Genomic DNA, 12,592 nt, shown 5'->3' with positions numbered 1-12,592 from the left:
TCCTAAATATATTAAAAAGTTGCGAAGTAGGGGGTATTGGATGCTGGTTTTGGGCTGTGGAATTGGAGATTTAAGATCCAGCGTGAAAATAAAAACAGCTGTCCTGATATGAGGAACAGCCGTTACAATCATCAATTTTTGATATAATTATTTTTCTGTGAAATATACTTCTTCGTACGGCTGGATCAGTACCCATCCGGTTCCTGAAAATTTCATCTGGAATTCTTCACCGCTTCCTCTTCCGATAAGGCTTTTGAAGGAAACATTGGTTTTCAGATCAGGAATTAAATTACCGGACCATGCTACTGTAGCATTAGGATCTGTGAAAACAGGATTTTCCGGGGTTACCATAAGAGTCAATGGTTCACCATGAGTCGTTATTGCAATATGCCCGGTTCCGGAAAGTTTTACCTGGAAAAGACCGCCAGCCATCATTCCTGCAACACTTTTAAGCATAGTGATATCACTTTTTACAGTCTGTTCGTGGGCAAGAACATCATTCCCATTCACGCATACGGACTCATTGTCGAGATAAAGGATGCGCACTTTCTTTCCGGCATCTGCCACATACAATTTGCCATTTCCTTCGGCTTTCATCAGTTTCGTTCCTTCACCGCTGATCGCTTTCTTTAAAAGATTACCGATACCTCCTGCCAGCATTCCCTGTCTTTCGAAGCTGATGCCTCCTACATAACCTACCATACTTCCTCTTTTGGTCCAAACCGCCTGATTGTTGAGGTTAATTTCCAGCATATGGGGCGTTTCAAGCTCAAAATAATCTCTTTGTTGTGGATTTTCTTTAGTTTCGTTGACGAAAGCTTCCAATGAATATTTGCTCATAGTGCAATTTTTTTTAAATATTTCCAAAAATAATCTTTTTTTTTCTTCAAGAATCACCGTAGAATCACGGTTTTATATTTGATTTTAAATAATACTTGACAAAGGGGTATTGAATGTCGTATATTTGCACACCGAAAATTACACTTGTAATTTGAATAATTTTTAAACCGTAATTTAAAAAAATGAAAACATCAGATTTTAATTTTGATCTTCCTGCGGAATTATTAGCAGAACACCCATCTGAACACAGAGACGAAGCCAAATTAATGGTTCTTAACAGAAAAACAGAAACCATTGAGCATAAACTGTTTAAAGATGTTGTGGATTATTTCGATGAGAAAGATCTATTCATTTTCAACAATACTAAAGTTTTCCCTGCACGTCTTTATGGAAATAAGGAAAAAACAGGTGCTAAAATTGAAGTTTTCCTTTTAAGAGAGTTGGACAAAGAAACCAGAGTGTGGGATGTTCTTGTAGATCCTGCAAGAAAAATCAGAATCGGTAACAAATTATTCTTTACTGAAGATGAATCTTTGGTAGCTGAAGTGATCGATAATACCACTTCAAGAGGAAGAACATTAAGATTCTTATTCGATGGTTCTTATGACGAATTCAGAACAAAACTGAAGGAATTAGGAGAAACTCCGCTTCCAAAATATATCAAAAGAGCTGTAGAGCCGGAAGATGCAGAAAGATATCAGACGATCTATGCAAAAGTTGAAGGAGCAGTAGCTGCCCCTACAGCAGGACTTCACTTCTCCAAGCATCTGATGAAGAAATTAGAGATCAAAGGAATCGATTTTGCTGAAGTAACACTTCATGTTGGTTTAGGAACTTTCAACCCAATTGAGGTAGAGGATCTTTCCAAGCACAAAATGGAGTCTGAAGAAATCATCATCGATGAGAAAAATGCTGATATCATCAATAAAGCGGTAGATGCTCACAGAAGAGTCTGTGCAGTAGGTACTACAACGATGAGAGCATTGGAAACATCTGTTTCTTCAAATAAAAAGATCTCTGCATTCAACGGTTGGACAAATAAGTTCATTTATCCGCCTCATGATTTTGGAGTTGCGAACTCGATGATCACCAATTTCCACACGCCGAAATCAACATTATTGATGATGATTGCTGCATTTGCCGGGAAAGATTTCATCATGCATGCTTATGAGGAAGCCGTAAAAGAAAAGTATAAATTCTATTCTTACGGTGATGCCATGTTAATTCTATAAATTATGTATTAATGTATAATGTACAAAGTATAATGTATTTTTTAGTGGTTTAAAAACTTAAGATAATACATAAGATTATTACTTTGTACATTGTACATCATACTTTTTACAATAATGAAAGATATCCGAGTTTTATCACTAGACCAGCTTAAAGACTATTTTTTGACTTTAGGGGAAAAACCGTTTCGTGCGAAACAGGTTTATGACTGGTTATGGAGTAAAAACCTCCATTCGATTGATGAAATGACGAATCTTTCGAAATCTCTCCGCGAAAAAATCTCCGAAGAATATACCATTAACCCCGTTTCTGTGGACCAGCTTCAGAGAAGCAAAGACGGAACTATCAAAAACGGTGTGAAACTTCACGACGGACTGCTGGTGGAATCTGTTCTTATTCCTACAGAAACAAGAACCACAGCCTGCGTTTCTTCACAGGTAGGATGTTCATTAAATTGCGAATTCTGTGCAACGGCAAGGCTCAAAAGAATGAGAAACCTTGAAGTAGCCGAAATCGTAGACCAGGTGGCTCTAATAGACAGCCAAAGCAAAATGTATTTTGACAGACCGCTTTCCAATATTGTTTTTATGGGAATGGGCGAGCCAATGATGAATTACAAAAATGTAGTGGAGGCTATCAGAAAAATCACCCAGCCGGAAGGTCTGGGAATGTCACCAAGAAGGATTACCGTTTCTACATCCGGAATTCCTAAGATGATCAAAATGCTTGCAGACGATGAACTCCGTGTAAAACTAGCGCTTTCGCTTCACTCTGCTATTGAATCCAAACGGAATGAGATCATGCCTTTCTCGGATAAATTTCCGTTGACGGATATTATGGAGGCACTTCAGTACTGGTACCAAAAAACAGGTTCTGTCATTACTTTTGAATACTGCGTATGGAAAGGTATTAATGATGGGGATGAAGATATCAAAGCTCTGATCAGGTATTGCAAACAGGTTCCTTCCAAAGTGAATCTGATCCAGTATAACCCTATCGGAGACGGAAAATATGACCAATGCAATAAGCAGGCAGAAGATAATTATGTACGCCAGCTGGAAAATGCAGGAATTACTGTAATGATCAGAAAAAGTCGCGGTGGAGACATCGATGCGGCCTGCGGACAGCTGGCCAATAAAACAACAGATTAAAATTTCCTTAAAAAAAATCAAAAATTTTCTTAATATTTTCCTAAAATCTTACCTTTACATAAAGTAAAAAAGTTTATATGGACTTCTTTATGAGTGAAGATGGTTTGGAAAACGTTTATGCATGGGCTATACCATTTCATGCTGCCGTTATTTTAGCTGAAATGATTTACAGTCACATTTCTGAAGCTAAGCTATACAGTGGAAAAGATGTTGCCACAAGTGTTTATCTTGCTTTAATGAATTTCGGGCTGGACCTGATCATGAAGGCTTTTGCTATGGGGGTGATGTTTTTCTTTTACAATCACAGGCTTTTCACATGGGATTTCACAGTTTGGTACTGGCTCATCTGTTTTACCATCACAGATTTTGCCTATTATGTGCTGCATTATGTAGATCATCATTCCAGGGCGTTCTGGGCCGTTCACATTACCCACCACAATTCAGAGTATTTCAACCTTACAACAGGTTTTAGAAGTCCCGTACTGCAGCCGCTTTACAGGTATCTTTATTTTTCTCCGCTTGCTTTTTTAGGCTTTAATCCGTGGCACATTATGGTGGTTTATGCCATAGGGCAGGTGTACGGGACCTGGGTGCATACACAGACTATAAAAAAACTGGGAATCCTGGAATATATTCTGGTAACCCCTTCCCATCATAGAGTCCATCATGCCTGTAACATCAAGTATCTGGACAGGAATATGGGAATGTGCCTCATCATCTGGGATAAAATGTTCGGAACTTTCGAGAAAGAGGACCCCAATGTACCCGTGAAATATGGAATATATCCAAAAATGCCGGACAATAAGCCTGACACCGTTCTTCTTTATGAATGGAGAAAAATCTGGAAAGATATCAGACAGCCGGGACTGAAATTTTCCGATCGGATCAATTATATTTTTAATTCTCCGGGCTGGAGACATGATGGTACGGGAAAAACAGTAAGACAATATCAGAAAGACTATTTGGAGAAGCAGTTAAAAAGACAGGAACAAAAACAAAAAATGAAATCGGCATGATTCATATGTATTTATAATTCTGAGTTTTATTTAACCACAAAAGACATAGAAGTTTTTAAACCCCTAAGTTATTTTCAGTTAAATGCTTTGCGCACAGGAAGTACACTTAAATTTTTTTAAAGTCTATGATTTTCACGACATCTGTTGTTAATTGGGGAATTATTCCTATCCTTTGGAGGGTGGCGAAAATTCAAAGAATTTTTAACGGAGTGGTTTCAAAAAATAAAATACTTCCGGTTTTCCTCATTCCCCGCAAACCCCTATTTTTGCCTTATGAAAAAATTCATCCTTCTCATAGCTGTTATTATCTTTCAATCTTCATTTTCACAGCAGACGGAATTTTTAAAAATAAGAAAATACAGAGTAGGTTATTTGGATGATAAAATCCAGGAAACATCAGGGCTGAGTAGTCTGAACGGTAAGCTGTATACATTTAATGACAGCGGCAATGCTCCGGAGCTTTTTGAACTGGATGAAGCTTCCGGCATTATCAAAAATACGTTCACAATCAATGCTAAAAATAAAGACTGGGAGGCTTTGACTAATGACGGAAAGAACTTTTATATTGGTGACATAGGTAATAACGCAGGAACAAGACGAGATCTTGAAATCTATAAACTTCCTTTTTACAGCAGCGAACCCAAGAACGATTCTATCACGAAAATTTCGTTCTATTATCCTGAGCAGACAGAATTTATTCCTCAATATACCAACAATGATTTTGATGCAGAGGCCATGATCTATTTGAATGGAAAACTTCACCTGTTTACCAAAGAATGGAAATCAAAATCAACTTCTCATTACACTATTGATCCCACGACCTCCGAAAAGCAGAAAGCAGAAAAAACAGAATCTTACAAAACGAATTTTGTGGTAACTGATGCTGCGTATTTTGATAAAAAGTTATATCTGGTAGGCTATACCAAGAAAACAGAGGTATTTTTGAATGTCTTTACCGAAACAGAGCCGGGAATCTTTTTTAAGGAGATCCCGAAACATTATTATCTGGGCAGTGCTTTAGCAGTAGGGCAAATCGAAGGCATTGCTGTTAATGAATCAGGAATCTATATTTCAGGGGAAAAATTCAGGTCAAAATTGGGAAGCGCACAGCCTTCGCTTTATTTTATTCCAAATAAAGAACTCAAAGATTAATTTTGTCCTGAAATTGCGTGAAAAAAATTATCTTTGTGAGAATTAATTAATATTTACCTTTCATTCACAGATTTTGGCAAACATCGTAGAAGAAATCAAACGACCGATCAATGAGGAAATGAAGCTTTTCGAGCAGAAGTTTTATGAATCGATGCAGAGCAAAGTGCCTTTATTGGATAAAGTAACGCGTTTTATTGTTACTACTAAGGGAAAGCAGATGCGTCCTATGTTCGTATTCCTTTGCGCAAAGCTGATAGGTGAGGTCAATGAAAAAACCTACCGCGGCGCCTCCATGATCGAGCTGATCCACACCGCAACTCTTGTACATGATGATGTGGTGGATGAAAGTTTCAAAAGACGTAATTTTTTCTCAATCAATGCTTTATGGAAGAATAAAATTGCTGTTTTGGTAGGAGACTATCTTTTATCAAAATCCGTACTGCTTTCTACAGATCATAAGGATTACGATCTTTTAGGAGTGATTTCCAGAACGATCCGTGAAATGTCCGAAGGTGAGCTTTTGCAACTTGAAAAAGCCAGGAAGCTGGATATTACCGAAGATGTTTATTATGAAATTATCCGCCAGAAAACTGCGACATTGATTGCGGCTTGCTGTGAAATTGGTGTTCTCTCCAATAATGCAGATGAAACTCTGGCTAAAAAGATGATGAATTTTGGGACCTATACCGGGATGGCTTTCCAGATTAAAGACGACCTTTTTGATTATTTGAGTTCAAACGTTATCGGGAAACCTGTAGGTATTGATATTAAGGAGCAGAAAATGACCCTCCCTTTAATTCATACTTTAAAAATAGCCGGTGAAAAAGAACGTAAATATTACTTCAATACCATCAAACGTTACAATAACGATCCTAAACGTGTTAAGGAGCTTATAGACTTTGTCAAAAATTCTGGCGGCATGGATTACGCCATAAAAGTAATGAAAGATTTTCAGCAGAAGGCTAAAGATATTCTTAATGAATTTCCGGATTCTGAACCTAGGAAATCATTACATCTTATGCTGGATTATGTCATCGAGCGAAAGTTCTGATACCGGATTAAAATCACTTTTCTATTATCTTTTCTCTGTCTCAGTTTTCTTATTGACAGTTTACGTCATTATTAGTAACTGGAACTTGTGTTTTCCCAGTTTTAAATATTTATTTTCTTGCGATTCTTCCACTTCATTTCTACTGCATTTGCATAATTATTTACTTTAATATATTGGTTATTAGTGTGTTATTTGTTTTTTTTGTTAGATACGTATCCAATACGTATTGCCTTATAGCAGGCCTGCGATGTCCCTTTCTTAGTTTTGCAGCAAATAGAATGAATAACAATTTAAAACAATAAAAAAATGAAAAAATTAATGGTAATAGGTACAGCCGGTATCTCTTCGCTTATGCTCTCGCAAGTAGGTATCAATACACAATCACCTACGGAAACACTGGATGTGAATGGTAATATACGTTTTAGGTCTGTACCACAATACAGTTCTTTATTATCAGCAGACCTTATTATGGTTCTGGACGCTAATGGTGTGGGAAAAAGATTACCGGTATCAGCCCTAATACCACCCGGAAAATATGTTTTGGACGATATCTATTCTATTGTTGCAGTAAACCCGATAAAAAGGAATATCCACGGAGTATGGAATGGTAGCCAGCAGATTAATAATATAGATTTAGAGATGACACAAAGTATTGTAATTCCTGCTAATAAAGATGTTCAGGTTGTTGTTAATTATTCGATCCCCTTAGGAATGGAAATTGGAGGAGCTGGTAGTGAGTGTGCAAACGATGCTTTATCCTACTATGGCATTAGATTTCTCAAAAATGGTAATGAAATGCAGGCAGGATCCAGGAAATTCTCCTTTCCTAAAGGCTCCAATGGTGTTAAAATGTCTACGGTAAGCGCAGCATATGTTGAACAGATTAAGAATACGACAAGCACTGATATGACGGTTACTTATACATTGAATGGTTATTTAGAACTTAAGTCAGGAACTGTTACAGGTACCGACAGTTCACCCTGCACCGTAAAATATAATATGCACGCTGCAACTGGGGAAAACTATAATTGGGGAAAAGGGACAATGACGGTTCAGCTTTACAAAAAGGACCTTTAATTTCGGAAGTTTGCTTTTAGCTTTTCGTTTATTCCATTCTCCTGCTTTCAGTAGAGAGCAGGATTTTTATCAAATTTTAGGTTATTTGTAAATAGTTTATATTAGTATTCATATTTTATTATCAATGAAATTATTCCCATGCCTTTTCTTTCTTATGCTTTCCGTGATTGTTTTCGGCCAGGCCAAATCTGAAAAGAAGAAGGTAGACAGCCTGCTGGATGTTTCAGCGGAGCAGGCTTATCAGGATCAGCCGGTTGCTGCCATAAAGACCGCCCGTCGGGCTTTGGCATTGGCAAAAGAAAAAAAATATTCCCAAGGAATCTGCAAGGCAAATATTTATATAGCCTATCCTTTATTATATCTTAATATGTATGATGAAAGCCTGAAATATGCTAAAGAAGGGAAGAAGTATATTGCGGAAAATGATTATACATTAAGGGCAGATATCAAAAACATCCTTGGAAGCATATATGTAACAATGAAGCTCTATGACAAAGCAAAGGAAGAGTTTTTGGAAAAAATAAAGCTCTCCCATAAAATTCCGGCCGAAGAGTACCGGTTAGAATACCTGAATGTTTCTTACCTGCAGCTCGGAAGCCTGTATGATGAAAAAAAAAATATTGACTCCAGCCTGTATTACCATCGCCTTTGTATTGAAGGGTATAAACAGCAGAGCAAAATTGATGAAGATTTTAACCATTATAGCTTCAGTTCGGCTCATTTAAGTCTTGCATTTGTATTCATGAAACAAAAAAAAATGGATTCTGCAGAAGCTCATATCCATAAGGCGGCTCAGATACTGGAGAAATACCACCATCCTAATAAGGAATATCTTTGGTATGTATCAGGAAAACTTGCTTATGAAAAAAAAGAATATGATAAGGCTTTACATTTCATCAATGAAGCCATTCGATATAACAAAAAGCGAAGCCCTACAGTTGACGTAAGGGATCTCTATCAATTTCTTGCTGAAATTTATGCTGCTATGAACAGACCTGAAAAGGAAAAAGAATATCTGAATAAATATATAAAGCTAAATGACAGTCTTAACCGGGAAAATGCGAAGATCATGGATTTTGTCATTCATAATATCCTTGATGAAAAGGATGATGAGCAGAGAAAGCAAAAAAATAAGGTCTATTTGCTGGTTGGTATTTCCATATTAGTGATTTTATTTTCCATGTGCCTGACTTACAGGGTGGTGCTGAATGATAAAAAAGCAAAGGAATCCCAACTTATGGAAAAAGAACAGCGTCTTCTGGAGAAAGAAAAAGAAGCTAAAGAAATGCAGAAAAGGATCAATGATTCTTTTGAAGAAGTTGTTTCTTTAGCTAAAGAAAATCACCCTGAGTTTTTTATCCGTTTTCAGGAAGTTTACCCGGAGTTTGTAGGCAGGCTGCTTTTACTTTCTCCCGGATTGAAAACTACTGAGCTTACATTTTGTGCTTTCTTATTTCTTAATTTTTCTACCAAGGATATTGCTGAATTTACCTTTACCTCACCCCGAACCGTTCAGACCCGCAAATATAATATCCGTAAAAAGCTTAATATTCCTTCACGGACTGATATTTATCTCTGGATTCAAAATATGGGAAATTCAGAACAATAATTCTGGCCTTTTGTTTTGTATTGATAAACAGGATTTTGTGATCTTTTTTTTGATAATTAAGCATCTAATACGTAGCGATTTTTAGCAAGGATATTAAGAATATTTTGTCCTTTTGTAGGGAAATAAAAAATCCAAGTAATGAACAAATTATTTTTATTATTCATGTGGTTTTCTTCCACAGCAATTTATTCTCAAATGGGAATTAATACATCAAATCCCCAGGCTACGCTGGACATTCAGTCGAAAAATGTTTCGGGGGCAACAAAAAACATTGACGGGTTATTGATTCCCAGAGTAGACAGGGAAAGGGCACTGAATATGTCTCAGGTTCAGCATTCCACACTTATCTATGTTAATGATGTTACTACCGGTGCGGCTGCCGGTCAGGCCTCTAATATTGATTCGGCCGGTTTCTATTATTTTGATGAGACTTCAGGTAAGTGGGAAAAGTTTGGTAAACCGGTAGTATCTGATCTTAAGATTCCTTCAAACGTTCTGTATGCCAGGAGAATAGGAACCTCTCTGAAATCAGGAAGTAATGTTGTAAGCCCTGTGTGGTTTGAAGCGACAGACCATATCAGTAATGAATATGTCACCAGAGTTGATAACGGAACTTTTGCTGTTAAAAAAACAGGTTTATATACCTTTGATGTCTGGGTAAAATTTTCAGGGATTCCTGTTGGGGGTGTTTCTATTACGGGAAGTGTACCTAATTATGTAAGCAAGTTAGGGGAATTTGCAGCTGCAGATAGAGGGGTAGCACTGAGGCTAACTGCTGGGAGTTTAATTATTGAATCTCAGGGATTCAGATGGCAATATGGAGGTGGAGATAGTTTTATGACTACAACAGTAAAGCTAGCGGCGGGAGAAGTATTTAAACTAGATACGACTACAAGTAAAAGTGGAACTTATACCCAATTACCAGGGGCACATATGTCGGTAATGTATACAGCAATACCATAGTTCAAAAGGTTCTAAAAACTATATAAATGATGAGAAAGATATAATGTAGAGACAATCTAAAGAAAATCAGTTTCCCTGCTGGTTTTCTTTTTTTGAAATTTTGTGGATCTTGTTGATTAAGATGATAAAGTAACTATTTAGTATTGTTAACCTGAGTTCGGGATAAGACATTTCTGATTTAATAAGGTAAGGAAGCCTGAAGCTGGAAGAGGGAAGTTATTAAGGTCGTGAAAAATAACGATACTTCGGTTTTTATCAATTTTTTAAGACTAGTTAATTCAATTTTAAGAAACTATCAGTCCAATAGTAATTTCAAGCCCCCCTCTTCCAGCTTCCAGCACATTAATCTTAATTTTCTTATCCAGAACTCTCAGGTGTTGTTAATAATATTGAAAGAAATTAAAAGTAAAAAATTATTGATATGAGTTATAATTTAAAGAATATTCATATAGGTTCATTAATTAAACAAAAAGCCATTGAGCTTGATATGGAAACTTCCCGTATCTGTAATTTCATGAAGTGCAGCGTGGAAGATGTGGATGAAATGTTCCTGCAGAAAGATTTGCCAACAAATATTTTGTTGAGTTGGAGTAAGTTGTTGGAATATGATTTCTTTAGACTCTATACTCAATACCTGATATTATTCTCACCTCCATCCAAAAGAAGTAAAAGCGAAGTTGAAAAAAAAGTCTCCCAGCTTCCCCAATTTAGAAAAAATATTTATACAGGTGAAGTCATTGATTTTATTTTAGAACTCGTCAACTCACGTGAAAAAACAAGAAAGCAAATTATAGATGAATATCGAATTCCTAAAACTACACTTTATAAATGGTTAGCAAAATATAATAAAATAAAATGAAGTTATTAAGAATTGAGAATTTTAATAAAATATGAAAAATCTACCTCCAAATTATAAGTTAATTTACCAAGATATTATCTCGAAAAAATATCCTCACAAAAGGGCTAAATGTAAGGGTTTACTAAGTAAGAAAGAACTATCAAGCCTGGATATTATCAAAGTGAACAGTATTATTTTTGATGGTGCAGATGCTGAGGCATTTAAATTTAATCAAAAATTACGTTCTTATAACAAAGCTACAGTATTAGAGATTTTAAACTATCAAAAAGTAAATAAATTAAATAATACTCAACTAGCAGAAAAATTTAACCTTAGTAGAAATACAATAAGTAAATGGAAGAAAGAGTTTCGTTAATCACCATAAAACTCAGGTTATATTACAATGAAAAAACTTTCCTCCGGTTGTCATGCCTCCTGTCTTATTAAGGTACAACACGAAAGAATAGCAGTTATCCTCAGTTTCGAAAAAATATATAGACTCAGAAAATAATTGACTTATTCCTGAGCTTATTGTAGCAGGAAAAAAGACCAAACAGTAGGGGGCAGCAAGTAAAGAAATTCCTAAAACGGCCTTATATATAATTAGATCAGAAAGTACACACAAACAGTATAATGATGTAAGATGTCATATGATAGAGAGAAACAGCCTGAACGCTATTAACGTTCAGGCTGTTTCTCTCTGATCAATAAAATTTTATATTTTCTGTATGGTAACATTCGTTACGTTGCCACTTCCTGTACTTCCTGTTTCAGTAGCTAAAACAGTAGCATTTTGATTGGGAGCTGCAGTAAAACGGACCCGGTAGCCTGCTGTAGGTATAATCAGTAATGTAGTGTAATTCATTAATTCTCCAACACTCCCAGAATTAGCAGCAGCATTATAATGACTGCCTCTTCCCAGATAATCTGCATCCGGAACAGGTCTTATTCCCAACAGTAACTGGGTTCCCGCTGCCATATTAGTGAAACTGGCCTGTAGTGTTACGAGATAATTTCCTGCCTGATTAAACGTTAAAATACCTGTTGAGGTACTATAGCTGTAATAAGGAGAAGTGGCCAGCGGAGCGGAAAATACTAAAGTACTAATGGTAGCAGTTGTCAAACTTTGATTAGCTGTAAGGCGGGCATGGAATAAAGAGTATGAATTAAAATTAATGGTCTTCAAAACACCTGTAGCATCAGCTACTACCACTCTGTCAGTTCCTCCGATTCCAATGTTTGAATTGATGTCCCGGATTCGTGCGTTTCCTGAAGCTACATCCAGTTTGTCTGTTGGATTCGTAGTCCCAATCCCCACGTTAGCAGTACTTGTTACAACAAAATCATTAGCTTGTTGTACAACAGAAGGTGCACCCGACAGCGGATTGTCTTTTGCTGCATCAACATGAAAAATAGCTTGTGGATTGTTTGTGTTTATCCCCACTTGTGCATAGATAATGCTTGACGTTAAGAAAACGCCAAGAAACGAAATAGTTTCTTTTCTCATCGATTTAATTTTTTTCTTTTGTGTGTTAAAATTATTTAACGTTATGTTCAGTGTCAAATTTTATACCATTACAGAAGGAATAATTAGCATCATGATAAATTTCAGCTTTTTTAGGACTGGATTTTACGGAACATGTAAAATATCTCTTATTTAATTTA

The 12,592-nt window shown here is 36.3% G+C and carries 12 protein-coding genes; 10 read left to right on the top strand and 2 right to left on the bottom strand.

Annotation, left to right across the window (positions count from 1 at the left end; genetic code table 11):
- Nucleotides 1-147: 147 nt before the first annotated feature.
- Nucleotides 148-840: an AIM24 family protein gene (locus DRF60_RS05925; protein WP_116011366.1), complete on the bottom strand. Its 693-nt coding sequence runs from the start codon at nucleotides 838-840 to the stop codon at nucleotides 148-150.
- A gap of 182 nt (nucleotides 841-1,022) precedes the next feature.
- Between DRF60_RS05925 and queA the strand changes: the two genes are divergently transcribed.
- From queA to DRF60_RS05875, 10 genes are all read left to right on the top strand, one after another.
- Nucleotides 1,023-2,072, top strand: a complete 1,050-nt coding sequence (queA, locus tag DRF60_RS05920) for a tRNA preQ1(34) S-adenosylmethionine ribosyltransferase-isomerase QueA (protein ID WP_116011187.1) — start codon at nucleotides 1,023-1,025, stop codon at nucleotides 2,070-2,072.
- A gap of 114 nt (nucleotides 2,073-2,186) precedes the next feature.
- Entirely contained in the window at nucleotides 2,187-3,221 is a 1,035-nt protein-coding gene (rlmN, locus tag DRF60_RS05915; RefSeq protein ID WP_116011186.1) for a 23S rRNA (adenine(2503)-C(2))-methyltransferase RlmN, read from the top strand.
- 77 nt (nucleotides 3,222-3,298) lie between these two features.
- Entirely contained in the window at nucleotides 3,299-4,237 is a 939-nt protein-coding gene (locus DRF60_RS05910) for a sterol desaturase family protein (protein WP_116011185.1), read from the top strand.
- Nucleotides 4,238-4,510: 273 nt separating this feature from the next.
- Nucleotides 4,511-5,389, top strand: a complete 879-nt coding sequence (locus tag DRF60_RS05905) for a hypothetical protein (protein ID WP_116011184.1) — start codon at nucleotides 4,511-4,513, stop codon at nucleotides 5,387-5,389.
- 73 nt (nucleotides 5,390-5,462) lie between these two features.
- Entirely contained in the window at nucleotides 5,463-6,440 is a 978-nt protein-coding gene (locus DRF60_RS05900; RefSeq protein WP_116011183.1) for a polyprenyl synthetase family protein, read from the top strand.
- Nucleotides 6,441-6,746: 306 nt separating this feature from the next.
- On the top strand, nucleotides 6,747-7,517 hold the full coding sequence (locus DRF60_RS05895; protein WP_116011182.1) for a hypothetical protein: 771 nt from the start codon (nucleotides 6,747-6,749) through the stop codon (nucleotides 7,515-7,517).
- 124 nt (nucleotides 7,518-7,641) lie between these two features.
- A complete protein-coding gene (locus tag DRF60_RS05890; RefSeq protein ID WP_116011181.1) occupies nucleotides 7,642-9,126 on the top strand; it encodes a tetratricopeptide repeat protein in 1,485 nt (494 codons plus the stop codon).
- Nucleotides 9,127-9,264: 138 nt separating this feature from the next.
- The gene (locus tag DRF60_RS05885) at nucleotides 9,265-10,089 is read left to right on the top strand and encodes a hypothetical protein (protein WP_116011180.1); all 825 of its coding nucleotides are present in this window, start codon (nucleotides 9,265-9,267) and stop codon (nucleotides 10,087-10,089) included.
- Between the two features lie 421 nt (nucleotides 10,090-10,510).
- Nucleotides 10,511-10,948 carry a transposase gene (locus tag DRF60_RS05880; RefSeq protein WP_116011179.1) on the top strand — a complete coding sequence of 146 codons (438 nt, stop codon included), beginning with the start codon at nucleotides 10,511-10,513 and terminating at the stop codon, nucleotides 10,946-10,948.
- Between the two features lie 31 nt (nucleotides 10,949-10,979).
- Nucleotides 10,980-11,303, top strand: coding sequence for a helix-turn-helix domain-containing protein (locus DRF60_RS05875; protein WP_116011178.1), 324 nt, complete (start codon nucleotides 10,980-10,982; stop codon nucleotides 11,301-11,303).
- Nucleotides 11,304-11,642: 339 nt separating this feature from the next.
- On the opposite strand, the gene DRF60_RS05870 is transcribed toward DRF60_RS05875, so the two are convergent.
- Nucleotides 11,643-12,434: a hypothetical protein gene (locus DRF60_RS05870; RefSeq protein WP_116011177.1), complete on the bottom strand. Its 792-nt coding sequence runs from the start codon at nucleotides 12,432-12,434 to the stop codon at nucleotides 11,643-11,645.
- Between the last annotated feature and the right edge of the window lie 158 nt (nucleotides 12,435-12,592).

This window comes from Chryseobacterium elymi (assembly GCF_003385495.1).
Classification (GTDB): Bacteria; Bacteroidota; Bacteroidia; order Flavobacteriales; family Weeksellaceae; genus Chryseobacterium; species Chryseobacterium elymi.
Note: the sequence above shows the minus strand (reverse complement) of the source record. Positions and strands in the feature narration are given on the sequence as shown.